Source organism: Pseudarthrobacter sp. KH_020_B (assembly GCF_057840185.1).
In genome coordinates this window covers 3,643,828-3,666,175 of the sequence record NZ_CM174506.1, presented here as the reverse complement: position 1 = coordinate 3,666,175, position 22,348 = coordinate 3,643,828, and the positions used below count along the sequence as shown (strand labels likewise).

The following is a 22,348-nucleotide window of genomic DNA, read 5'->3' as shown; positions in this document are numbered from 1 at the left end:
GGGATCCTGTTAGACCCTCTGCCAGCGGCTGTCCATGGCCGCGCTGCATTCGACGGCGGCCAGCACCTGCTGGACCTGGAGGGCATCGGCGAACGAGGGTTCCGGCTGGCGCCCTTCCGCAATCGCCGTCACGAGGTCAACCACCTGGTGGGTGAAGCCGTGTTCGTAGCCGAGACCGTGGCCGGTGGGCCACCAGTTTCCCGAGTAGGGGTGGGACGGTTCCGTGGCCAGGATGCGGCGGAACCCGGCGTCGGGCTCCGCCGCAGCATCGTAAAACCAGAGGACGTTCATGTCCTCGAAATCAAAGGCGAGTGAGCCCTTGGTCCCGTTGATCTCGAGCCGCATGGCGTTCTTCCGCCCCAGCGCACACCGGGTGGCCTCGAACACCCCGATCGGGCCGCCGTCGAACCTGGCGGTAAAGATCGCCGCATCGTCCACTGTGACGGTCCCCTGCGGCGTGCCTGCGCCTGAATCGCCGTGCCCGCCCAGGCCCACAAGATCGCCGGCCAGCGGCCGCTCCTTCACAAAAGTCTCCATGATGGCCGAGACTCCGGTGATGTTTTGCCCGGTGATCCATTGGGCGGCATCGATGCTGTGCGCTCCGATGTCTCCCAGCGAACCGGACCCGGACTTGGATTTGTCCAGCCGCCAGGTCATGGGGGCGGTTTCGTCGCTGAGCCAGTCCTGCAAGTACTGGGCGCGGACGTGGCGGAGGGGCCCGAGCCGGCCTTCCGCCACGAACCGCTTGGCCAGGGCGAGAGCGGGCGTGCGGCGGTAGGTGAATCCGCACATCGCGAACACGCCACGTTTCGCGGCGGCAGCAGCGGCTTCCGCCATACGTTCCGCCTCCGCCACCGAGTTGGCCAGCGGTTTCTCGCACAACACATGTTTGCCTGCATCGAGGGCGGCGATCGCCATCTCGGCGTGGGTGTTGCCGGGCGTGCAGATGTCGATCAGGTCGATATCGTTCCGCTCGATCAGTTCCCTCCAGTCCGTGTGCGCCGAGTCCCACCCCAACTTGCCGGCGGCCGCCCGCACGGAGGCTTCGTTCCGGCCGGCCAGGGCCGTCAGCTGCGGGGCAAGGGGGAGGTCGAAGAACCGCGGGGCGGTCCGCCAGGCATGGGAGTGGGCGGCCCCCATAAACGAGTAGCCAACCTGGCCAACCCTCAAGGGCTTGGGTACGGTCACTGGACACGGCCTTTCAGGTCTGACTTCACGGCAGGCGGCTGGGTTCAGCGGAGAGGGCAACCCTGACAGAAGGCCAGGACTGCAGAACCTCCAGTACCTCGGGGTTGCGTTCGGTGGCAAGGCACTTCTGGTACGACTCTTCAAGCAGCCGGTCCACCGAGACCCGGCTGCCCGTCGAGGCGCTGGCGATGGCGGCCTCAACCATGGCCAGGCTCATGATGTTCCCGTGCACCTGGCCCATCGGGACGCTTCCGGTGCGAAGGGCGGCCACAAAATCGCGCAGGGACCCGGCAATTTCCTGGCCCGGATCTTCGCTGAAGCCCTCGTCTGAACCCAGTGACGACACCGGCTCGTTGTCACCATCCCACAGGACGGTGCCATGCTCCCCGCTGATGCGCCAGGCAGCGTTCCACGACGTCTCCTGTCCAGGGCTGCACCAGCTGCCGGTGAAGACAAAGCGCTCGCCGCCTGACATTTCGAAGATGGCGGTGGCGCCGGCGTCCCCGCGGTACCAGCTCCAGGACGGGTTGTACTCCTCACAGAAGACGGACACGGGATCCGCGTCCAGCAGGAACCGTGCCATGTCGAACTGGTGGATGGCCATGTCGAGCAGCAGAGGATGGTCCATCGCATCCCGGAAGCCGCCAAAGTGAGGGGCCTTGAAGAATTCCGCCGACACGATTCCTACGCCGCCCAGCGATGACGCGAGCCGCTTGGCTGCAAAGAGCCGGCGGTTATACCGGCGGGACTGGCTGACCATGAACAGCTGGCCGGTGAGCTCCGAGGCCGCGGCCAGGGACAGCCCCTGCGCCACCGTGGACGCCACCGGCTTTTCACCCAGCACCGGAAGACCGGCAGTAAGCGCCTCGGTGGTGACCGGGTGGTGAGCGGCAGGAACGGTGACATTGATGACGGCCTGGGACCCGACGTCGGCTGCCAGCTTGGCAGTGCTGCTGCCCACGGGCAGGTCCGGCCGGCCCAGCGCCGCTGCAGCTGCTCGGGCGGCCTCAAGGTCAAGGTCCACGATGCCGGCCAGTTCCACCAGGGTGGACTGCTCCACGGCGTTGAGCCAGGCGCGCCCCATGCCCCCGGCGCCGACGACGACGACGCGAAGCAGGGTGCCGTCGTCGGGAATGGTAGCGAACGGAGTGCTCACGCGTTGGCCCCCTGGTAGCTCTTGCCGTTGAAGAAATCGTTGGTTTCGTAGCGCAGCAATTCGGGATAGGCGCGCTCCGGGCGGTCGGTGACCGCCCATTCGACGGCGTTGGAGATGACGCGGCGGACGTCCTTGTGGTGGTAGACCGGGTAGTCCTGGTCGCCGGGGCTGAAGAAGAAGATTTTGCCGTGGCCGCGGCGGAACGTGCAGCCGGAGCGGAAGACCTCGCCGCCGCTGAAGGAGCTGATGAACACGAGCTCCTCGGGGGTGGGGATGTCGAAGAATTCGCCGTACATTTCCTGCTCGGGGATCACGATGGGGTGCGGCACACCCTTGGCGATGGGGTGCGTCGGGTCCACGGTCCACACAAGTTCGCGGTCCTGCTCGGACCGCCAGCGCAGGGTGCAGGAGGTGCCCATGAGCTTGGTGAAGATCTTGGACCAGTGCCCTGAATGCAGCACGATCAGGCCCATTCCGGACAGGACGTGGCGGTGGACGCGTTCCACGATCTCGTCGTCCACGTCCCCGTGGGACATGTGCCCCCACCACGTCAGGACGTCGGTGTTTTCCAGCACCTCCTCCGTGAGGCCGTGCTCGGGCTCGTCCAGGGTTGCGGTACGTACCTCGACGGCGGAGCCCAGGTTTTCCTCGATGCCCGCCTTCACGGCGCCGTGCATGCCCTCGGGGTACAGGCGGGCCACGTTTTCGTCGCGCTGCTCATGCCGGTTCTCGCTCCAGACGGTGACGCGGATGGGGGTGCTGTTGTCAGTCATGTTTTCTCCTTAAGCGTTGTTTTGATTGAAGGGACGGAGCAATTACTTGACTGCTCCGCCGGTGGTGCCCGCCGCGATGTATTTCTGTGCCGCGACAAGAAGGACGATGGCCGGGATTGAGGCGAGTACCGCCGTCGCCATGACTGAACTCCAGTCGTTCACATAGGCGCCGATGTACTGGAAGATGCCCAGGGTGACCGGACGCACGTCCTCCGTAGTGGTCAGGGTCAGAGCGAAGAGGAAGTCGCTCCAGGCGAACAGGAACGTAAACAGGCCCGCCGTGATGAGGGAGTTCCGGCTCAGCGGAAGCACAATCGACCAGAACGCCCTTATGTGGCCCGCGCCGTCGACGCGCGCCGCCTCGATGACTGAGGTGGGCAGACCGTTCATGAAGGCCCTGATGATGAGGATCGCGAACGGAATACCGTGCGAGGAGTCCGCAAGTATCAGGCCTGGAATCGAATTGAGGAGGCCCAAATCGTTGTACGCGGTGTACAAGGCGTTGGCCACTACGATCCCGGGGATCATCTGGCTGATCAGGATGGCGAACAGTACGATGCCGGCACCCTTGACTTTGAAATAGGCCAGGGCGTAGGCCGCCGGTGCCGCGATGGCCAGGCTCAGTGCCACGCTGCCGAGGGAGATCACGAGGCTGGTGACCAGGTTCCCGCCCTGTTCACTGATGGCCGTGACGTAGCCGGTGAAATCGGGTTTCAACGGCAGCCAGGATGTTTCCACGGTGGTGCCGTTGGGCTGCAGCGAGGCGTTGACCATCCAGTACACCGGGAACAGCATGACGGCCAGGAAAAAGATGGCCAAGGCCGTGGACCCCCAGCTCTTCCGGTCCGGCGCGGGGCCGGTCTTGCTTCGTCTGGCGCCGGACGCCTTGATCCGGCCGGTGCGTTCGGTGATTTGCGTCGTCATTGTTTCCTCACTCATCCACTGCGCGTCGGCTGGCACGGAGGTACAGGACGGCGAAGACCAGGGAAATAATCACCAGAATGTTGCCCAGGGCCGCGCCCTCACCGAACTTGAACTCGTGGAAGGACAGGTTGTAGGACTGGGTGGCGATGGTCTGGGTGGAGTTGGCGGGCCCGCCGTTCGTCAGGCCCAGGATGATGTCCAGCACCTTGAGCGTGTACACGACGCCGAGCACCAGAACCACACTCACCACAGGTTTGAGCATGGGCCAGGTAATGTGCCGGAACGCCTTCCAGCCCGTCGCGCCGTCCAGGGATCCGGCCTCGTACAGCTCATCCGGGATTTCCTGCAGGCCGCCATACAGGATGGTCAGGTTAAAGGGAATGCCGATCCAGATGTTCACGCCGACGACGGCGATCAGTGCCAGTGACGTGCTCGTCAGCCACGGCACTCCGGTATCGATGATGCCGAAGTCGCCCAGGAAACGGTTCAGCGCCCCGCTGTCCTTGTCCAGGATCCACCGCCATACGGCGCTCGAAACGATGAGGGGCAGGAGCCACGGGAGCAGGAGCAGCGACCGGAGGATCCCGTTGAGCGGGAACTTGCGCTGGAAGAAAATGGCGAGGGCGAGGCCGATCACGAACTGGCCCAGGATGGACCCCAGCGTGAACAGCGCAGTGTTAAGCAGGGAGGTGGAGAACAACGACGACGACACTACTGTCGCGTAGTTGGCCAGCCCAACCCAGGGGGCCTCACCGGTGAAAAACGTTGCGGTTGTGTAGTCCTGGAAGCTCATGACGACGTTCTTGACCACGGGGTAGCCGAAGAACAGCGCCATGTAGACCACGGCGGGCACCAGGAACAGCCACTGGAAGAGGCGCTCACGGCGTTGGCGGGTGCGCCGCCTCGGGGCCTGCGGTGCCTGCCCGGACCGGGACTTCTCAGTCCCGGTCCGGTTCGTGGCGGATGACAAATCGGTTGTCAGTGACATGGCAGGCTACTTACTGTCCCTGGGCTTGCTTCAGGGCATCGGCCGGCGAAGCCTTCCCGGTCAGGGCTGTCTGGATGGCCGTGTAGATTTTGGTGGCCTGGGCGGGCCATTCTTCGCCCAACTGGCCGGTGCGTGCCCTGGCAGTCTTGATGAGTTCGGTGAACGTTGCGAGCTTGGGGTTCTCGGAAGCGAACGTCTCCGCCAGCGTGGTCTTGGACGGAATGGTGTTGCGGACCTTGGCCAGAGCCAGCTGGTTTTCGTCGCTGTTCAGGCAGGCAACCACCTCGGCGGCCTTGGCCTGACGTGCCTTGTTGCCCGTTTGCGGGATGGTCCACACTTCCCCGCCCAGCGGGGCTACGGCCGTCTGGCTGGCTTCCCGGACCGGAACCTTGACCACTCCGTACTGGAGGGTGGCCTGCTTGTCGAGGGACGGGATCTGCCACGGGCCGTTGACCATCATGGCGGCTTTGCCGGCCAGGAACTGGTCCTTCACATCTGCCTGGGTCCAGTTGAGGGCAGAGGAGGACACTGAGCCTTTCTTGACCAGATCAGTCCAGAGCTCCAGGGCCTGCTCGGTCTCGGCAGTGTCGATCTTCTTTTCGTCGCCGCCGTTGGACCACATCACGGGGAGGAACTGCCACGTTCCTTCGTAAGTGGGGTTGGCGTTGAAAGCCAGTCCGTACTGGTCGCCGGCAGTCAGCTTGGCCGCCGCCGTCTTCAGCTCATCCCACGTGGTGGGCGGCGTGACTCCGGCCTTGGCCAGGATGTCCTTGTTGTAGAACAGGGCGATCGTGTTGACGGTGGGGGCCAGGCCGTAGACCTTGTCCTTGTAGGTGCCGGCGCTGAGGACCCCGGGAGCGAAGTCATCCGTGCTGATCTTGAAGTCGCCCAGCGGAGCCAGCGCCCCGGTGGCGGCGATCTGCTGCAGGTCCGGGTTGTCCAGCATGAGGACGTCCGGCAGGGTCTTGGAGGAGGACTGCTGGAGCACCTTGGAGATCAGCGATTTGCCGGGGACGGTCTCGCGCTTGATGGTGACGCCTGCCTTGGTGCCGCAGGCGGTCAGGGCGTCGCCGATGAAGGACTTGTCCGGCTCGTTGTTGTAGTAGTCCATCACGGAGATCTCGGTGACGGCCTCCGCGGAGGAGGCAGTGGGGGAGGCCCCGCAGCCTGAGATGAACAACGGCAGGCCGACGAGCGTGGCAACGGCCAAGGCGAGCGGACGGGTGGTCCTGAGTGCTGACTTCATTGTCTGTTCCTTTGTTATGGGAATCGAAGAGATCATCGATGCGTATCGACGATGCGTATCGATGAGTTCGGTAACGGATTTTCGGCATGGTGAAGCGTTGGGAAGGGTCAGGCACCGTGGGGTGGACGGAGCGTGGAGGAACGGTGCGTGATGACCGTAGGTACCAACTCCAGGGATTCGTGTGGTCCCGGGGTGTCGGCCTGGAGGAGTTCGCAGATGATCTTGACCGCGCGGCGGGAGACTTCGGCCGGGCGGAGGTCGATGGTGGAAAGCGGGATCGGCTGGAGCTCGGCAAGTGTGTGTGAGGCGCTGCCGATCACCGAGACGTCCACGCCGGGCGTCAGGCCGCGGCTGGCAAGTACCCGCCGCAGGACGTCCTGGACGGTGCCGTCCGGTGCGATGAACGCGGGAACCCCGGTGGATTCTGCCAAGGCCTTGTCCACGGAATCGGTAACGACTCCGCGGTCCGTGCCGCCCGGCAGGTGCAGTACTGTGACGCCGAGGTTGTCTGCGGCTTTGGTGGTGCCACGCATGAAGCGGTCTACGTAGTTCACGCGGCGGTCCACCACCTCGGGTGGCCAGTCAATCACGGAGACCACGGAGTGGCCGGCCTCGGCGAGGTCCCGTACGCACTGTTCGCCGGCCATTTCAAAGTCAGCATCGATGCAGACCAGGCCGGAGGGGTCACGCGGGATGCCGATCAGCACCACTGGCACGTTGAGGCTGCGGACCACGGGCAGCCGTTCGTCGTCGCCTTCCACCTGCATGAGGATGAGTCCGTCGCAGATCTGTTGGCCAACCACCCGCTGGAGGCCGGGGGCGCCTTCATCCTCCGTGACCAGCAGGATGTCGTGATCGTATTGGCGGGCGGTGTTGGCGATCACGGAGACGAATTCCATGATCGACGCCATGTGGAGCTCGGGGATGAACGGAATGACCAAACCGATCACATGGGTCCTGCGTCCCGCCAAGGCGCGGGCGCCGGCGTTGGGCTGGTAGGTGAGCTGCTCGATGGCGGCCTCCACCTTTTTGCGGGTCTTCTCGGAAATGGGCCGCTTGCCGCTGAGTACGTAGGACACCGTGCTTTGGGCTACTCCGGCGGCCTGGGCTACGTCCTTGCTTGTGGGCATGTCCTGGCCTCCTTTCGCTCTCCGGTGAACTGTTTCTGGGCTGTCGATACGCATCGTCGATGCGTATCGAGAATTAGTATGGCATGCATCACACCGGCCTGCAAGCCTTGCTCAGCGATCCTTTGAGCTGGGCGCGGGCGGGGCGCCGATGCTGGCCGGGTCCGCCAGCAAATGGGCAAAGGCCAGCTCAGCTGCCCCGATCGTCATGAGGTCGGAGCCCAGTGCGGCACGGTAGATCTTCGCCTGGCCGGACACCCCATTCAGGGCCTGGGTGCGGAGCAAGCCGTCCAGGGTGCCGGGGGAGAGCGCGTGCAGAATGCCCAGGAACCCATCGAGCACGATGGCGTCCGGGTTGAACGTGTTGACGGCGTTCCGGAGGGTTATTCCCAGGTAGCTCAGCTGGCGTGCGACTTCCCCGGCCAGCTCTGCGCTGCCCTTGGAGCGGAGTGCTTCTTCGAGCTGCCGGGCGTCGCCCCCGCCCAGTCCTGCCAGTTCAAAGAGCGGGGACTGGGACACTTCGGTTTCGAGGCAGCCAGTGGCGCCGCAATGGCACGTCTGGCCGTCGGTGCGCACAAAGGTGTGTCCCAGTTCGCCGGCGTATCCGGAAGACCCGCGCAGCAGCGCCCCGTCGGTAATGACGCCGCCGCCGATGCCGCTGGCGCCGCCGTTGAGGTAAATCAGGTTGCCGCGTCCGGCGCCGGCTCCGAAGATGAGTTCAGCCTCCGCGCCCAGCGAGGCGTCATTGTCCGCCCAGCATGGATAGCCGGTGGCCTCGCCCATCATCCGGGCCACGGGTTCGTCGCGCCAACCCAAATGCGGGGCGTGCCGGACCACCCCGTCCGCGCGGTTGACCAAGCCTGGTACGGCCATGCCGATGCCGGTGATCCGATAGGAAGCATCGAGCTCCGAACGCATCCCTGCAATGACGGCGGCAGCGATGTTGACTGCTTCCTTGGCCGTGGGGATCCGTTCCGTGGCGAAGCGGATCTTCTTCTGGACCTTTCCTCCGAGGCTCACCAGCCCGATGGTGACGGCGTCCACCTCCGGATTCACAGCCAGTGCCGCCGTGGACGGATCAGGCCGGACATCCGGGCTGGGACGGCCCACCTGGGCTTCGCCCGAAGGCGCCGCCTCAAAGACGAGTCCGAGGGCCACCAGCTGGCCCACCAGTGTCCCCACTGTTGACCTGTTCAGCCCCGTCCGCCGGGTTAGCTCCGCACGGCTGAGCACACCATGGTGGTGCACCAGCGATGTAATCAAGGCAAGGTTGTTCCGTCGGGACGGATCGGGATCATTGGCCGTTGCGGGGAGTCGGGTTGCTGGGGGCATCATCGGTGACAATATCAGTAGCCGAAGATCATGTGGTTCAGGAACCGGTTGCGGAACTTGCCGGCAGGATCCAGCCGGTCCGCCAAGGCTTTGAAGTCATTAAAGCGTGGATACAGGGGCCCGATCGCGGCAGCGCCGCCGTCGAACAGTTTGCCCCAATGGGGCCTTGCGGCGAACGGGGCGAGTTCCGCCTCCAGGAGTGGCAGCACCGCCTCGACCGCGGGCTGGTCCTGCCGCCACGTGAAGTGCAGGCCGATGCCGTCGCGCCCATAATTGGGCTCAGCCACAACCGGTCCGCCGCAATGGTGCGGATCTCGGAAACCAGGAGCAAAGGCGTCAGGACCCCGGAGAGTTTGCGCAGTGTGCGGATGGCATCTACAGCGTGTTCCCGGGGCACCAGGTACTCGGACTGGAGCTCGTCGCCCTTGCTGGGCGTGAACTCCATCCGGAAGTGGGCAAGCCGGTCCGACCACGGCCCCGGCACGCCGAGTTGTTCGGTGCAGTTGCTTCCGGAGACGCCCGGGAGCGGATGCCGGGCAGAGGCCGCGGGCGTGCCGGCGTAGAAATCCTGCCTGCCGGGGTTCAGGCGCGGGCCCTCCGCCCGGGACTTGAGCCACGCCTGCCCCACGGTGCTCCCGCTCCAGTCAGTGAATAGGCTAACGCTGTACGCGGACGCGGTGACGTCGTCGAAGTTCTCAAGGACCTGGTCCCAGTCCAGGTTCTCAAAAACGTGCTGTGCAACGTCGAAGGCTGGCACAATGTCCAGGGTCACGCTGCTGACGATGCCCATGGCTCCAAGTCCCACCACCATGCCATCAAAGTCCGCGGTCTCGCCACGGCGCGCGGCGAGGGTGCCGCCGTCGGCTGTCACCAGTTCCAAGCCGGCGACGGCGGTGGCCAAGTTCCCGTTGCCGTCACCGGAGCCGTGGGTGGCGGTGGCCACTGCCCCGGCGACCGAAATGTGGGGCAGCGAGGCGAGGTTGTGCAGGGCAAAGCCCTGCCGCTGCAGCTCCGCGGCGAGCGTCCCGTACCGCACGCCGCCGCTCACCGTGACTGTCAGGTTGGCGGCATCCACCCTGATCCCGGGTTCAAGCTTGTCCAGCACCACCAGGGTTCCGGCCGTGTCCGCGATGGCGTTGAAGGAATGCCGGGATCCGAGTGCCCGCACCTTCGGGGCACGCACCACCAGATCCTGGAGTTCCTCCACGCTGGCCGGATGGGCGATCTGCTGTGCCTGGTAGCCGTAGTTTCCGGCCCAGTTTCGCTCCGCCACCAGCTGATCAATCACGGTTGACTCCTTCGTCCAGATGCCTCGCGGCCAAATTTGATGGTCACCACAACATAACAGGGGTGACGGCAAGGCGGCTAGGTAATTGCTGATTCTTCGGGGAAGCCCGGTGCGCATTTTCTGGATCAAGGTGGTTGACATCACAGAAATCCGTAATATGTTGGATAGCGAAACAAAAACACATCGACCACCCGGAGCATTCAATGACGATCCAGCCCACCCGCGAAGACAAGTTTTCCTTCGGCCTCTGGACGGTCGGCTGGGAGGCGCAGGACCAATTCGGGTCGGCCACCCGCCCGCCCCTTGACACGGTGGAAGCCGTCAACCGGCTCAGCGATCTTGGCGCCTACGGCATCACCTTCCACGACAACGACCTCTTCCCCTTTGGCTGCTCGGCAGCTGACCGGCAGCGCGAAATTGACCGGCTGACGGGCGCGCTCAAGGCCACGGGGATGATCGTTCCCATGGTCACCACCAACCTCTTCAGCCACCCTGTCTTCAAGGACGGCGGATTCACCAGCAACGACCGGGGCGTCCGCCGCTTCGCCTTGCGTAAAGTGCTGGACAACATCGATCTGGCCGCCGAGCTCGGCGCAGAAACGTTTGTGATGTGGGGCGGCCGGGAAGGCAGCGAGTACGACGCCGCCAAGGATATCCGCGGCGCATTGGAACGCTACCGCGAAGCAGTGAACCTGCTGGGCGACTATGTTACGGACAAGGGTTACAACATCCGGTTTGCCATCGAGCCGAAGCCGAACGAACCCCGTGGCGATATCCTGCTTCCCACCCTGGGACACGCCCTGGCGTTCATCGAGACCCTGGAACGTCCGGAACTTGTCGGCGTCAACCCGGAAACCGGGCACGAGCAGATGGCCGGGCTGAACTTCACCCACGGCATCGCCCAGGCCCTGTACCAGGGCAAGCTGTTCCATATCGACCTCAACGGCCAGCGCAGCATCAAGTTTGACCAGGACCTGGTGTTCGGCCACGGCGACCTGCAGAACGCGTTCTCGCTGGTGGACCTCCTCGAAAACGGCGGTCCCGACGGCGGCCCGTCCTACCTGGGCCCGCGCCACTTTGACTACAAGCCCAGCCGCACCGAGGACATCGACGGTGTGTGGGACTCCGCTGCCGCGAACATGCAGACCTACCTGCTCCTGAAAGAGCGTGCCAAGGCATTCCGCGCCGACCCCGAGGTGCAGGAAGCGCTGCAGGCTTCCCGGGTTGCCCAAATCAACGAGCCCACACTGAACCCGGGTGAAGGCTACGAGCAGTTGCGGGCGGACAAGTCCGCCTACGAAGAGTTCGACGTCGATGCCTACTTTGGCGGTAAGGGCTTCGGATTCGTAAAGCTCCAGCAGCTCTTCATCGAGCACCTGCTCGGGGCACGCTGATCCCATGACGCTGGTTGCCGGGGTTGATTCCTCTACTCAAAGCTGCAAAGTGGTGGTGCTGGACGCGGCCAGCGGAGTCCTGCTCCGCGAAGGCCGGGCGGGCCACCCCGGTGGAACAGAAGTCCACCCGGACGAGTGGTGGCGGGCGCTTTCCGAAGCATTCGACGACGCCGGCGGCCTCGCAGGTGTGGACGCGTTGTCCGTCGGCGGGCAGCAGCACGGCATGGTGCTGCTGGCCGCGGACGGGAATGTGGTGCGGCCGGCACTGCTCTGGAACGACACCCGGTCCGCGGACGCTGCTGCCGCGTTGACCCGTGAAGTAGGCGCGGAGGGCTTCGCCCGACGGACCGGACTGGTGCCGGTGGCTTCCTTCACCGTCACCAAAGTCCGGTGGGTCCGCGATCACGAACCGGAAAACGCCGCCAGGGTTGCCGCCGTGGCGCTTCCGCACGACTGGCTGACCTGGCGCCTGCGCGGCTACGGCCCGGCAGGCTCCAGTCCTCTGGGTCCGGACCTGGAGCAGCTGACCACCGACCGCTCCGATGCCAGCGGCACCGGCTACTGGAACCCCGGCGCCGGCGCCTACGATCTGGACTTGTTCGCGCTAGCCTTCGGCCGGGACGCACGGGAAGCGCAGCCGGGCCGGACGTCGGGCGCGGACGCCGCAAAGGGATCTGAGGCAGTTGTGCTTCCCCGCGTACTGGCTCCTGGCGCCGCCGCCGGCCACGTTCACCCCGGATGTCTCGGTGGAATGATCCAAACAGCGGCATCCGCCTTCGGGGACGACACACGGGAGTCGATACTCGTAGGAGCCGGCGCGGGAGACAACGCAGCGGCGGCACTAGGCCTGGGCGCCCAAGGGGGTGACGTCGTCGTCTCCGTTGGAACAAGCGGAACTGTGTTCGCGGTAGCGGACCAATTGCACGGCGATGTCTCCGGGACGGTGGCCGGTTTCGCTGACGCCAGCGGAGCCTACCTACCCATTACAGTCACGCTGAACGCGGCCCGAGTGCTCAGCTCCGTTGCGACGCTACTGGACGTGGACTTCGAAGAATTCGCGGGGCTGGCACTTGAGGCCCGGCCGGGAGCGGACGGCGTGGTCTTAGTGCCCTACTTCGAGGGGGAGCGCACGCCCAATCTGCCCCAAGCTAAGGCCAGCCTGCACGGTCTCAGCATTGCCTCCACAACGCGCAGCAACATCGCGCGGGCAGCAATCGAAGGGATGCTCTGCGGCTGGCTGGCGGCCTGGATGCTCTGCAGGCCCTGGGCTATTCCGCCCAGCGGCTGATGCTGATCGGCGGGGCCGTGCAGAATCCTGCCGTGCAAGGGATTGCGGCCCAGGTGTTCGACCTTCCCATCGTGGTTCCGAGCCCTGGTGAATACGTTGCCCGGGGCGCAGCCGTGCAGGCTGCGTGGGCGCTGACCGGGGTTCGCCCGGACTGGCATGTGGCTCTGGACGCCACGCCGGTACCGCAATTTCAGCCGGAGACGATCGGGAACTACAAGAAAGCCAGTGCCCGGGAGGAAGCTGCGCTTTCCTGAAAGCGGGCCACATTCCCCTTCTCTACCCCTGAGCGGCTGTACAACAACGTGGAGCACTGTGGTGATGTAACGCCGGGGCCTCGCGGCCACTTGGGCTTCCGCCCGACTACGGCTTGGACGGCTCCGACGGAGGCAAGGCTTGAGCCGACGCCGATCATTCCGTTGGGCGTGGCCACGTTGAGGGCGCCGGGGCCTGCATCAGAAGACCCAGCCCGCCCGTGAACGTAGTGGTGTGGAATCGTGGCCGGCGGGCCACCTCACTGAAGTTCCAGCGGCGGTGCAGCTCGATGGACGCGAGGTTTTCCGCATTGACCATGTACCAGGCCTGCGACGCCCGGGCCCAGATCCACTGCAACCGCTCCTCTGTCAGCGCCGCGCCCACCCGGCGACGGCGCCACGCCGGCAGGACGGTCACCCCGGCGAGGTAATGCCCGGAAGGTGCCGGTCCGTCGTCGTGATTCCAGTAGTGCGGGACGCACGTCGGCGACCGTGCCGGCGTCGTGCGATACGTCCTTCTTGGTGAGTCCCGCAAATCCGTGGGATTCCATCTGGACAGTCAACCGCATCGGTCGGCACAGATTAGGGAACGACAAGGCGGGCCATCCGGAGGAAGCTGGGCCCTACCCGGGGAGCGCTGGCCGCAAAGGCGCAGCAGTTCACTGGCGGAGGCGGATCTTTTCATATCCTGCCAGAATTGAAATAGTTGAGCATCGATCCTTTCACTTCCGATTGATGTGCAAAACCCTGCAATGAGGAATGTCAGTTCAAGTTAGGACACCGTGGAACAGCCACCCAGGCTCGGAAAACAAAACTTCGCGTCGGAAGCCGGGGCTGACGTCACGGTCGAAGCCAAGCCGGAAGGTGGCTGGCCGCCGCTGGGGTGGGAACGGCTGGAATGGAAGACCAAGATCGGCGCCGGCCCGCGGACCATGACTGAGCACCCATTCGTCCCGTACAAGGCAGCGGTCCCGCCATTCATCGCGTCCATCCGTTACGCGCCCTCCAGTGAGGTGACTGCAGCGGTTGAAGACGCGGCCTTGGCCATCCGGGACTTCGACCACGACTTGGGCGGCGACGTCGCCCCCTTCTCGGCCATACTGCTGCGCACCGAGTCCGTATCTTCCTAGCAGATCGAGAACGTCACCGCCAACGCCCGCAGTATTGGGATGGCAGAACTGGGTGATAACTCCAAAAGAAATGCCACCCTGGTTGTGGACAACGTGGCAGCGATGAACGCCGCGTTGGCCGCTGCCGACTCCCTGGAAACGGTGACCGTCCTGGAAATGCACCGCGCACTTATGCGTCACGCGGATCCGCGGGGTGCGGGCCGGTTCCGGGAGGAGCCGGTTTGGATCGGCACTTCCAGCCTCAGTCCGGCCGGGGCCGACTTCGTAGCCCCGGATTCCCGCCGAGTCCTGGAACTCATGGATGATCTGATGGATTATGCCGGCAGGAACGATGTTCAGATCCTGGCGCAGGCTGCAATAGCACATGCGCAGTTCGAAACCATTCACCCGTTCACCGACGGCAACGGCCGCACGGGCCGGGCACTACTGCACGCGATGCTCCGCAACAAAGGCCTGACGCGCACGGTGACCGTACCCGTGTCGGCCGGCCTCCTCAACGACGTGAGCGGCTATCACGACGCCCTGACCGCATACAGGAAAGGGGATCCGGACCCGATAATCCTGCTTACAGCTGAGGCAACCTTCCGTGCCATTGACAATGGCCGGCAATTGGCGGGCGACATCACCGCTGTCCGAGACCGGTGGAAAGAGGCCATCAGGGCCCGTAAGGATGCTGCGGCGTGGACGATCGCTGACCTCCTGGCCCGCCAGCCAGTGGTAAACGCCGAGTTGCTGGCGGACCGGCTGGGAATCTCGCAAGCCACCATCTGGCGCCAGATGCAGGTCTTGGAAGAAGCCGGTGTTGTCCAGGGATTCGACAAGTTCAAGCGTGGCCGGCACTGGCGCTCGGATGAAATCCTCACCGCCCTGGACTCCTTTGCGGATCGTTCAGGGCGCCGCGTCCGCGGCTGAACCTTTTCAACGAAACATTCAGCGTCACTTGATCAAACCTTGAGGCTGTGTTTGTAGCCTCGGGCGCATGGGGAAATATGGGGGCACACAGTACGCGCGCGACTCCCGGAGCGAGCTCCGTCGTCGCAGATTCAAGGTAGTTTCCTACGTTGCACTGGCCGCGCTGGCAGCGGCCACGGCGGCGGTGGTGGTGCTCGCGCTCACCCGGTGACGGATAGCCGCGGATAGGCGCCCATTGCTGCGACTTGTCAGGGCTGTGACGAACCGGATAGCGTGACCTCTGATCGCATGGGGGATCACTCTAACGTTCGGAGACCGTTGTGGCTCTCATTGACTATGTCCTGGCGCTGTGCGCGCTGTTGGGCACACTCCTGCTTCCCTTTTACGCGATGTACCACGTGCTGCGCCGGAAGCGACGCGCAGTGCGCGTGACCGCCACGAGGAGTAACCCCAGCTAGCCATGCCCTACATCGATATCAACCCGCATAAAGGCCGTCCCAAATGGCAGGCCTACGCCATTCTGGCCGTGCTTCTGGTCCTCACCGCCACTGTCGTGATTGCCGCGCTCACCCGCGGCTGACCTCGCGTTTCTGCCCCAGCGCCTAGACTTACTGATTGAATCAGTCCGTAAAGTGCCGCAGAACCTTGTGCCGAAAGTCCTGGGGGGACAGACATGCCCGATCCGGCGGATCAGAACGCACGCCCCATCGCAGACGATGCAGGGCTACCGCAACCGCCCCGGCGACGCCGTGACCTCCGTCGCGCCGATGGTGCGCTGCAGGATGCCCAGACAGGAACCATGCCAGCCGTAACGCCAGATCTTTCGAGCACTCCCGACGCCGGCACCCCGGTGCCGCGCCGCAGTTCCTGGGCGGAGGCGGCGGCCGCCGCCGACCAGTTCAGCCCCGCACCTTCTGCCCCCATCACTTCCGTCCCGGCGCCCACCCGCCGGCCCGCCATGCCGCCGGTGACCCCGCTGCCGCAGGTGACGCCGCAGGCCGGGCAGCCGGCCGAGCCGGACTTTGGCACCCCCGCACTGGCGCACGACGGCGACGAAGCCGCGCCGCCGTCGTCGTACGTTCCTGAGGAAGCACCCGAGCCGGCACAGGCGCTCCGGCGTATCCGCCCCACCGCCGCGGACGTCATCGCCGAGAGCCCCATGCCCGACTTCATCAGCTCCCCGGGCCTGTTCGTCAAAGAGCAGAGGCCCCGGCCGGTGGGCGGCATCCGCGGTGCCCTCTACTCGCTCACGGGCGGGGCCTGGAACCTGGGTCCCAGCGCCAAGCAGCGCGACGAAGACGAGCTGGCCCGCCGCATCTCCCGCCAGCTGCAGGGCAGCTACAACACCGCGGTGCTGAGCCTCAAGGGCGGCATCGGCAAGACCTCCACCACGGTGGGCGTGGGCCTGACGCTGGCCGAATTCCGCGGCGACCCGCCCTGCGCCATCGACGCCAACCCGGACTCCGGCGACCTCGTGGAACGCGCCCTCGGCGAAGGCATCTACCAGCAGGCCAGCCCGCGCACCATCACGGACCTGCTGGCGAACATCGACGGCGTTGACTCGCTCACCGCGCTGGCCCGGTATATGCACCACGCCGGCCGGCTGCACCTGATCGCGGGGGAGCAGGACCCGGAGGTCTCCGACTCGCTCACGGCCGCCGAGTACCTGCGGATCCGCAAGCTCATCTCCAACTACTACTCCGTGGCCCTGACCGACTGCGGCACCGGCGTGACCCACAATGCGATGAGCGGGATCCTGCAGTCCGCGGACAACCTGATCATCGCCGCCGGGTATGCGGTGAGCGGGGCCAAGCGTGCCCGCAGCACCCTGCACTGGCTGGCGAGCCACGGGTACGAGGACCTGGCCCGGAACGCCGTGGTGGTCATCACGGACAAGGACGAGGTCTCCTCCCGCGTGGACAAGGACGCCATCGAGGAACACCTGGCCGGGATCTGCCGCCAGCTCATCGCCGTCCCGCACGATAGGGGTGTGGCCGACGGCGACCTGGTCACCCTGGACGTGCTGAAGCCCGAGACGCGGCGGGCATACAAGGAAATCGCGGCGTCGATCGTGGACGGGTACCGGTAGCTTCTTTCTCCCCCAACTGGCTCGCATTTAACGTCGTCATTCACGGTTTTCACGACGTTAAATGCGAGCTACTTGGGTGGGGCTTAGAACGTGATCAACCCGTCACACGTGGCTAGTTATGAATCTTGAGTGAACGCACCGGGCCATCTTGGGCTGATCCTGAGCATGGCCCGTTAGCGTCGGCGCATCAGCCATATGAAAGGTGCGTCAACGATGACCATTCTTGAATACCTCACAGGTCTGGCAATCATCCTCGGGTCCCTTATGGGCACCATGGGGCTCGCGGCGGCGGTCATGCGGCACAGGCAACGCCACTAGCCGATCGGAAGGCTGGTTTCCAGCCACTCTTGGTATGTCTGGCCCCCGACGGCGGAGCCTGCCGCCGGGACCAGGTCACCGCGACGCATGGCTTGACCCATGGCGCCGGGTGCCGGCACTTTCACGACCAGCTTCCGCTGCCCGGATTTCCGCAAGTATTTGCGGACGAGGTCCGCGAGCTCCTCCCGGCGGGGCCCGCCAAGATCAGGAACTCGTCCGCGGGGTCCTTGCTCTGCCGCGTCCACCAACGCCTCAGCGACTTCCCGCGCTGCGACCGGCTGAGTGATCATCTGAGGAACCAGGACCACCGGGCCAATCGACGCGGCGCTGATGGCCATGGGGACAAACTCGTGGAACTGAGTGGACCGCAGTATGGTCCACGGTACTTCTCCGTGCCGGACGCTATCCTCTTGCGCAAGCTTCCCGGCGTACAGTCCCGAAACAGCCCTGTCGATGCCGACGATCGAGAGCGCAATGTGGTGGTTGCACTGAACCGCTACCTCAGCCGTGAGCAGGTTCCTGGTGGCGGCGGTGAAAAAGTCCACGGCCTTCCTCGTGGGAAATCGTCTGGATTCCGGAGACATCAATTACGGTGTCCACACCGTGCAGGGCTTCGTGCAGCCCGCGGCCGGTGAACAGGTCCACGCCTTCTGATCGGGTCAGGCTTGTCACCCGATGTCCGCGGTCCCTGGCAATGGATAAGACATGTTGGCCAACGGCCCCGGTACCTCCTGGAACGGCAATATGCATCCTCAGATCCTATGGCCGTGGTTGGCGGCACTGAAGACAGGTAGCGGATACTCGTGTGCCCGACCGCTGCCCATCCCTAGTCTCGGAAGGTCCTGCCCAGGGCGGCCTCCACTAAGCGCGAACGGACACTTAAGCCCCTCCACTAAAGCGCGAACTGGCAGGCGACAGGCTCAAGTCGCCGGGGCCCGCCGCACCGGCCGTGCGCAGAGAAATTCAGGTCTTTTGATGACCACAATTCGGACCTACGATGAACTCATGCAAACTCTACCGATTTCTGCCGTGAAGGCCAGGCTTTCCGAGCTCGTGGACGCCGCGTCTGTGACCCATGATCAGGTGGTTATCACCAAGAACGGGGTACCCGCGGCCGTGATCATCGGAACCGATGAATGGGAGGCGCTGCAGGAATCCCTGTTCTGGCTTTCCCAGCCGAACATCCGGGAAGACCTTGCCCAGGCCCAACAGGACATAGCCGAGGGTAAGGGCCTGTCCGAGGAGCAGATCCGGGCAGAGTTCGGCGTCCCCAAGCACCAAGGCTGAGCCCCGGTGGGATATGAGGTCATTTTCTCGCCCACCGCACGCCGGGACCTGAAGTCCGTGCCTCCCCGGATCCTGACGGCCATCATCGAATTCGTCTACGGCGACCTCTCCAGAAACCCTCAGCGAGTAGGCAAGGCCTTGGAGCGGGACCTGGCCGGTTTCCACTCGGCCAGGCGTGGCCCCTACCGCGTCCTGTACTCCATTGATGAGGAACACAACAGCATCAGCATCCTGCGGGTCGACCACCGTGCCGACGTGTACCGGCCAGGTAGTCCCGAGTATGCCGGAGAAAGGCTCCCGCCGCGGATGGCCGGGTAGGCGCTGGGGTGTCCGCGACATATCTGAGCTCAAATGTTGCGCACATCACATTCGTTGCCTACTCTGAATGAGGCTGCAGAGGCGCGGCCACTGGCCGCAGCGTCGCGGCCTCCCCGGCTGCAGTGTCGCAGCCACGCAAGGAAGGCATGATCATCTTGTCCGAAAAGCTCAGCATTCTTGTCCGTGTAGATCTCGACCACGCGAAGGCCCAGGTTCTCGCCAAGGGCCACGTCACCGTGCACAGCATCCAGGCCCTCTACGTTGTGGTGAAACGCGCCAACGCTTTGAAGCACAACCTGGACCTGGAATTGGACGTCCGGAACGCACGCGTGGATCCCGAAGCCCTGCGGCAGCTTCAGGTCTGCTCCGAGACCCATCACCTGCCCGCCAGGATTGACCCGCAGCAGACCCACTGCACGCTGAGCATCCTCCCGCCCCGCCGCGCCACTACGCATACGGCCGACTTCAGCCACGCCGCCTGACCCACACTCCATTTAGCGCGAACGGACACTTGAGACCCTGTTTCGAAGGGGCCTCAAGTGTCCGTTCGCGTATGGAAGTGGGGCTTAACTGTCCGTTCGCGCTTTGTGGGGCGTTCGCGCCTTGTGGAGGGCCGCCGTCGGGCGTTGTCCCACGCCGCTATCCGACGGCGGGAATCCCGCCGGCCAGCTCCGCCGCCGCGGCGAGGGCCCACCGGTCGCTCTCCGGCTCGAAGAAGACCACCATGGATGCGTCGGCTTCGCGGGCCTCGTCGAGGGCGAACAGCAGGGCATCCTCCAGATGCTGCGCGTGCTCCAGCCGTTCGGCAAGCGTGCCCGGCAGATCGCCGTCGTCAATGACGACGTGGGCCTTGCCGTCCACGATGACTTTCAGCGCAAAACCGTGATCCTCATGGAGGGACCCCCGGGTGGACGCAATTTCCGTAACTTTGTCGGCCCGGACCAATCCGTTGTTGATGGTGCGGATCCACACTTCACCCATGAGACCTCCTTGGCTGTGCGGGGCAGGCGAAAGCGCCCCACAAGGCAAACGTTAGTCCTCGCGGGGCCGCTTGTGACCCCCTGAAAGCTGGCGAATTTCCGGCGGGCATAAGATAAATCTGATGACTTCGCCAGGAACCCCGCAACCGTTCAACTTCCGAAGCATCGCAATCCCCGCCTTCGGGCCGGCGCTGCTGTTCTGCATCGGCGAAGGCGCGGTCCTCCCGGTGGTGGTCCTCTCAGCCCGCGACCTCGGCGCGTCGGTGGCAGTCTCCGCGCTGATGGTCACGCTGATCGGGCTCGGCTCATGGTTCTTCAACCTGCCCGCCTCCCTCATTACCCTCAAATTCGGCGAACGCTGGTCCATCGTCGGCGCTGCCGCGGTGGGTGCCCTGGCGCTCGCGGCCGCCGCCATCTCATCCATGATTCCCAACGGGCTGTGGCTGCTCGCGGTGGCGATGGCCGTCGTCGGGATGGCCGTGAGCGTCTTCAGCCTGGCGCGGCAGAAGTACCTCACCGAAGCCGTGCCCGTCCAGTTCCGGGCGCGGGCGCTCTCGACGCTGGGCGGGGTCAGCCGGATCGGCATCTTCATCGGGCCGTTCCTTGGCGCCGGCGTGATGCAGTTCGCCGGGATCGCCGGAGCGTACTGGGTGGGGGTGGTGGGCATGGCCGCTGCCGCCGTTTTGGCTGTCACCATCCCGGACCTGGTGGTCCCGCCAGCGCCCGACGGCGGCCACAAGGGTCCGGAGCCGACGCTGCGGAACGTGGCGGTTTCGCATGCCCGCGTGTTCCTGACGCTGGGGGTGGGGGTCCTGCTGCTGAGTGCGCTGCGCGCGTCCCGCCAGGTGGTCATCCCGCTGTGGGCGGACCATCTGGGCATGGATCCGGCCCAGGCTTCGGTGATTTACGGACTGTCCGGCGCGATCGACATGTTGGTGTTTTACCCGGCCGGCAAGGTGATGGACCGCCGCGGCAGGCTGTTTGTGGCCCTCCCGTCCACCATCATCATGGGCATCGCGATGCTGCTCATCCCTTTGTCTGCGTCCTTTGGTGGGCTGCTGTTGGCGTCGCTGCTGATTGGCTTCGGCAACGGCATCAGCTCGGGCCTGATCATGACGCTCGGTGCCGACTTCTCGCCCGACCGCGGCCGCGGCCAGTTCCTGGGACTGTGGCGGTTTATCGCCGATGCAGGATCCACCGGCGGGCCGGTCCTGCTCTCCGGCGTCACTGCGCTTTTTACTCTGGGTGCCGGCGTCTCAGCCACCGGCCTGCTGGGGTTTGCGGCGGCCGGTGTGTTCGCCATTGTGCTGCCGCGGCTGAGGCACCGGCGGAACTACTAAGGGACTTTCAGCAGGCTTTGGCCAGATATTCGGCCAGGGCATCTCGGATGATCGCCGACGGGTTCCGGTGTTCCTTTTGAGCCTGCTCCACCAACTTTGCATCCAAATCCTTTGGCAGCCTGAGGGAACGGGACGGCGAAGTTCCTTTGGCGCTGAGTGAGGGTTTGCCGACGGCACGGCGTACTGCTTCCGGAGAGCCCAGTGCTGCTTCCAGGAGCGAGCGGCCGGCTTCAGGACCCTCGGCTTTGCTGATACGGGCGTCAGGCCCGATGTCTGCGGTCTCTGCCCAGGTGGCGAGTTCTTGGTAGCCTGCCTCTTCTTCGGCGTCGAGCCGGCGGCCGCCCTGGGCCTTCTTTGTTGCTGTCACTTCTCCGTCTCCCTTTCCGCGATGTCCAGGATTTTCCTGCGGGATCATGGTATTGCAAGACAATATTAGTTGCGCGGGCCCGTATCATTGCAACGTTGACGCGCTGGCCGCCCTCGGCGCGGGGTTCTCAGCCACCGGCATCCTCGGGTTCGCGGCGGCAGCTGTGTTCGCCGTCGTGCTTCCCCGGCTGCGGCGCCGGCGGAATTACTGAGGGTCAGGCACAGGCAAGGTCCCGCAGCAGGGGAGGGCCGGTCCAGATATTGGTCGAGTTAGGGACCCTGTACTGGCCATTGATTTCGGCACGCCAAGAACCGTCAATGCGAGGGAGCATCAAGACTGTCTGGCCTTTCGTCTCGAGGACGCCGGTGAAAACTGGGGTACTGCTCGATCCGACGTAGATCCTAATTTCGTGGACGTTTGCGTAGTCGACGTCTCCGTAGGTTCTGACAGTAATTTTCGTGTTCTGCGCCAGTAGGACGCAGACGATACGCGTCGGATTTTCGGCTGGTGCCTGAAGCTTGGCCGAGGCGAAGCTCGTAGCCGCCTGTGCGTGTCCGGAAAAGGAGGCGTTGGCTGCCGGGGCGAGGGCTAGGCCAAAGAGCAGGAAGAAGAGTACTCCAATGATGCCGATGACCCTTGACACCGAACCTGC

The 22,348-nt window shown here is 64.8% G+C and carries 24 protein-coding genes and 2 pseudogenes; 11 read left to right on the top strand and 15 right to left on the bottom strand.

Features of this window, described 5'->3' with window-relative positions; all coding sequences use genetic code 11:
- Positions 1-9 precede the first annotated feature (9 nt).
- The 9 genes and pseudogenes from AC3IT0_RS16990 to AC3IT0_RS16950 form a co-directional block, all read right to left on the bottom strand.
- Entirely contained in the window at positions 10-1,188 is a 1,179-nt protein-coding gene (locus AC3IT0_RS16990; RefSeq protein WP_489320852.1) for a Gfo/Idh/MocA family protein, read from the bottom strand.
- Positions 1,189-1,213: 25 nt separating this feature from the next.
- The gene (locus AC3IT0_RS16985; protein ID WP_489320851.1) at positions 1,214-2,344 is read right to left on the bottom strand and encodes a Gfo/Idh/MocA family protein; all 1,131 of its coding nucleotides are present in this window, start codon (positions 2,342-2,344) and stop codon (positions 1,214-1,216) included.
- The gene (locus AC3IT0_RS16980) at positions 2,341-3,117 is read right to left on the bottom strand and encodes a ThuA domain-containing protein (RefSeq protein WP_489320850.1); all 777 of its coding nucleotides are present in this window, start codon (positions 3,115-3,117) and stop codon (positions 2,341-2,343) included. The genes AC3IT0_RS16985 and AC3IT0_RS16980 overlap by 4 nt, the downstream gene beginning before the upstream one ends.
- Positions 3,118-3,159: 42 nt before the next feature.
- Entirely contained in the window at positions 3,160-3,912 is a 753-nt protein-coding gene (locus AC3IT0_RS16975) for a carbohydrate ABC transporter permease (RefSeq protein ID WP_489323831.1), read from the bottom strand.
- A gap of 136 nt (positions 3,913-4,048) precedes the next feature.
- A complete protein-coding gene (locus AC3IT0_RS16970) occupies positions 4,049-5,029 on the bottom strand; it encodes a carbohydrate ABC transporter permease (protein ID WP_489320849.1) in 981 nt (326 codons plus the stop codon).
- A gap of 10 nt (positions 5,030-5,039) precedes the next feature.
- On the bottom strand, positions 5,040-6,275 hold the full coding sequence (locus AC3IT0_RS16965; protein WP_489320848.1) for a sugar ABC transporter substrate-binding protein: 1,236 nt from the start codon (positions 6,273-6,275) through the stop codon (positions 5,040-5,042).
- A gap of 107 nt (positions 6,276-6,382) precedes the next feature.
- Positions 6,383-7,405: a LacI family DNA-binding transcriptional regulator gene (locus AC3IT0_RS16960; protein ID WP_489320847.1), complete on the bottom strand. Its 1,023-nt coding sequence runs from the start codon at positions 7,403-7,405 to the stop codon at positions 6,383-6,385.
- Between the two features lie 111 nt (positions 7,406-7,516).
- Positions 7,517-8,737, bottom strand: a complete 1,221-nt coding sequence (locus tag AC3IT0_RS16955; RefSeq protein WP_489320846.1) for an ROK family transcriptional regulator — start codon at positions 8,735-8,737, stop codon at positions 7,517-7,519.
- An 11-nt stretch (positions 8,738-8,748) separates the two neighbouring features.
- Positions 8,749-10,007, bottom strand: a pseudogene (locus AC3IT0_RS16950) (FAD-binding protein).
- Between the two features lie 218 nt (positions 10,008-10,225).
- Between AC3IT0_RS16950 and xylA the strand changes: the two are divergent.
- A complete protein-coding gene (gene xylA / locus AC3IT0_RS16945; protein ID WP_489320845.1) occupies positions 10,226-11,416 on the top strand; it encodes a xylose isomerase in 1,191 nt (396 codons plus the stop codon).
- A gap of 4 nt (positions 11,417-11,420) precedes the next feature.
- Positions 11,421-12,958 (top strand): annotated as a pseudogene (locus AC3IT0_RS16940) (xylulokinase).
- A 154-nt stretch (positions 12,959-13,112) separates the two neighbouring features.
- Here AC3IT0_RS16940 and AC3IT0_RS16935 read toward each other — a convergent pair.
- A complete protein-coding gene (locus AC3IT0_RS16935; protein ID WP_489320844.1) occupies positions 13,113-13,373 on the bottom strand; it encodes a GNAT family N-acetyltransferase in 261 nt (86 codons plus the stop codon).
- A gap of 364 nt (positions 13,374-13,737) precedes the next feature.
- Here AC3IT0_RS16935 and AC3IT0_RS16930 point away from each other — a divergent pair, with 364 nt between their 5' ends.
- The 5 genes from AC3IT0_RS16930 to AC3IT0_RS16910 all read left to right on the top strand — a co-directional run bounded on the left by AC3IT0_RS16930 (position 13,738) and on the right by AC3IT0_RS16910 (position 17,086).
- Positions 13,738-14,085 carry a hypothetical protein gene (locus tag AC3IT0_RS16930; protein ID WP_489320843.1) on the top strand — a complete coding sequence of 116 codons (348 nt, stop codon included), beginning with the start codon at positions 13,738-13,740 and terminating at the stop codon, positions 14,083-14,085.
- 39 nt (positions 14,086-14,124) lie between these two features.
- Positions 14,125-14,997 (top strand): Fic family protein, encoded by an 873-nt coding sequence (locus AC3IT0_RS16925; RefSeq protein WP_489320842.1) that lies wholly within the window; start codon positions 14,125-14,127, stop codon positions 14,995-14,997.
- Positions 14,998-15,064: 67 nt separating this feature from the next.
- Entirely contained in the window at positions 15,065-15,208 is a 144-nt protein-coding gene (locus AC3IT0_RS16920; protein ID WP_489320841.1) for a hypothetical protein, read from the top strand.
- 109 nt (positions 15,209-15,317) lie between these two features.
- A complete protein-coding gene (locus AC3IT0_RS16915; RefSeq protein ID WP_489320840.1) occupies positions 15,318-15,455 on the top strand; it encodes a hypothetical protein in 138 nt (45 codons plus the stop codon).
- 341 nt (positions 15,456-15,796) lie between these two features.
- Positions 15,797-17,086: a MinD/ParA family ATP-binding protein gene (locus AC3IT0_RS16910; protein WP_489320839.1), complete on the top strand. Its 1,290-nt coding sequence runs from the start codon at positions 15,797-15,799 to the stop codon at positions 17,084-17,086.
- Positions 17,087-17,400: 314 nt separating this feature from the next.
- Here AC3IT0_RS16910 and AC3IT0_RS16905 read toward each other — a convergent pair whose 3' ends face one another.
- Together AC3IT0_RS16905 and AC3IT0_RS16900 are read right to left on the bottom strand one after the other, a co-directional pair.
- On the bottom strand, positions 17,401-17,949 hold the full coding sequence (locus AC3IT0_RS16905) for an SDR family oxidoreductase (RefSeq protein WP_489320838.1): 549 nt from the start codon (positions 17,947-17,949) through the stop codon (positions 17,401-17,403).
- Positions 17,906-18,076, bottom strand: a complete 171-nt coding sequence (locus AC3IT0_RS16900) for a hypothetical protein (RefSeq protein ID WP_489320837.1) — start codon at positions 18,074-18,076, stop codon at positions 17,906-17,908. The genes AC3IT0_RS16905 and AC3IT0_RS16900 overlap by 44 nt, the downstream gene beginning before the upstream one ends.
- A 333-nt stretch (positions 18,077-18,409) precedes the next feature.
- Here AC3IT0_RS16900 and AC3IT0_RS16895 point away from each other — a divergent pair, with 333 nt between their 5' ends.
- From AC3IT0_RS16895 to AC3IT0_RS16885, 3 genes are all read left to right on the top strand, one after another.
- Positions 18,410-18,691, top strand: a complete 282-nt coding sequence (locus tag AC3IT0_RS16895; RefSeq protein ID WP_485842728.1) for a type II toxin-antitoxin system Phd/YefM family antitoxin — start codon at positions 18,410-18,412, stop codon at positions 18,689-18,691.
- A 6-nt stretch (positions 18,692-18,697) separates the two neighbouring features.
- Positions 18,698-19,009: a type II toxin-antitoxin system RelE family toxin gene (locus tag AC3IT0_RS16890; RefSeq protein ID WP_489320836.1), complete on the top strand. Its 312-nt coding sequence runs from the start codon at positions 18,698-18,700 to the stop codon at positions 19,007-19,009.
- A gap of 146 nt (positions 19,010-19,155) precedes the next feature.
- Positions 19,156-19,491 (top strand): hypothetical protein, encoded by a 336-nt coding sequence (locus AC3IT0_RS16885; RefSeq protein WP_489320835.1) that lies wholly within the window; start codon positions 19,156-19,158, stop codon positions 19,489-19,491.
- A gap of 157 nt (positions 19,492-19,648) precedes the next feature.
- On the opposite strand, the gene AC3IT0_RS16880 is transcribed toward AC3IT0_RS16885, so the two are convergent.
- The gene (locus AC3IT0_RS16880; protein WP_489320834.1) at positions 19,649-19,990 is read right to left on the bottom strand and encodes a hypothetical protein; all 342 of its coding nucleotides are present in this window, start codon (positions 19,988-19,990) and stop codon (positions 19,649-19,651) included.
- Between the two features lie 121 nt (positions 19,991-20,111).
- On the opposite strand from AC3IT0_RS16880, the gene AC3IT0_RS16875 reads away from it, so the two are divergent.
- Positions 20,112-21,329: an MFS transporter gene (locus AC3IT0_RS16875; protein WP_489320833.1), complete on the top strand. Its 1,218-nt coding sequence runs from the start codon at positions 20,112-20,114 to the stop codon at positions 21,327-21,329.
- A gap of 7 nt (positions 21,330-21,336) precedes the next feature.
- On the opposite strand, the gene AC3IT0_RS16870 is transcribed toward AC3IT0_RS16875, so the two are convergent.
- Entirely contained in the window at positions 21,337-21,696 is a 360-nt protein-coding gene (locus tag AC3IT0_RS16870) for a ribbon-helix-helix protein, CopG family (protein ID WP_489320832.1), read from the bottom strand.
- Positions 21,697-21,910: 214 nt separating this feature from the next.
- Positions 21,911-22,339, bottom strand: a complete 429-nt coding sequence (locus AC3IT0_RS16865) for a hypothetical protein (protein ID WP_489320831.1) — start codon at positions 22,337-22,339, stop codon at positions 21,911-21,913.
- Positions 22,340-22,348: the final 9 nt, after the last annotated feature.

Bases quoted from the DNA above. Each gene is read 5' to 3' on its own strand.
- AC3IT0_RS16980 (WP_489320850.1), bottom strand. From the start codon at position 3,117: ATGACTGACAACAGCACCCCCATCCGCGTCACCGTCTGGAGCGAGAAC.
- AC3IT0_RS16975 (WP_489323831.1), bottom strand. From the start codon at position 3,912: ATGCTGTTCCCGGTGTACTGGATGGTCAACGCCTCGCTGCAGCCCAAC.
- AC3IT0_RS16970 (WP_489320849.1), bottom strand. From the start codon at position 5,029: ATGTCACTGACAACCGATTTGTCATCCGCCACGAACCGGACCGGGACT.
- AC3IT0_RS16965 (WP_489320848.1), bottom strand. From the start codon at position 6,275: ATGAAGTCAGCACTCAGGACCACCCGTCCGCTCGCCTTGGCCGTTGCC.
- AC3IT0_RS16960 (WP_489320847.1), bottom strand. From the start codon at position 7,405: ATGCCCACAAGCAAGGACGTAGCCCAGGCCGCCGGAGTAGCCCAAAGC.
- AC3IT0_RS16955 (WP_489320846.1), bottom strand. From the start codon at position 8,737: ATGATGCCCCCAGCAACCCGACTCCCCGCAACGGCCAATGATCCCGAT.
- xylA (WP_489320845.1), top strand. From the start codon at position 10,226: ATGACGATCCAGCCCACCCGCGAAGACAAGTTTTCCTTCGGCCTCTGG.
- AC3IT0_RS16925 (WP_489320842.1), top strand. From the start codon at position 14,125: ATGGCAGAACTGGGTGATAACTCCAAAAGAAATGCCACCCTGGTTGTG.
- AC3IT0_RS16920 (WP_489320841.1), top strand. From the start codon at position 15,065: ATGGGGAAATATGGGGGCACACAGTACGCGCGCGACTCCCGGAGCGAG.
- AC3IT0_RS16910 (WP_489320839.1), top strand. From the start codon at position 15,797: ATGCCAGCCGTAACGCCAGATCTTTCGAGCACTCCCGACGCCGGCACC.
- AC3IT0_RS16895 (WP_485842728.1), top strand. From the start codon at position 18,410: ATGCAAACTCTACCGATTTCTGCCGTGAAGGCCAGGCTTTCCGAGCTC.
- AC3IT0_RS16885 (WP_489320835.1), top strand. From the start codon at position 19,156: ATGATCATCTTGTCCGAAAAGCTCAGCATTCTTGTCCGTGTAGATCTC.
- AC3IT0_RS16880 (WP_489320834.1), bottom strand. From the start codon at position 19,990: ATGGGTGAAGTGTGGATCCGCACCATCAACAACGGATTGGTCCGGGCC.
- AC3IT0_RS16875 (WP_489320833.1), top strand. From the start codon at position 20,112: ATGACTTCGCCAGGAACCCCGCAACCGTTCAACTTCCGAAGCATCGCA.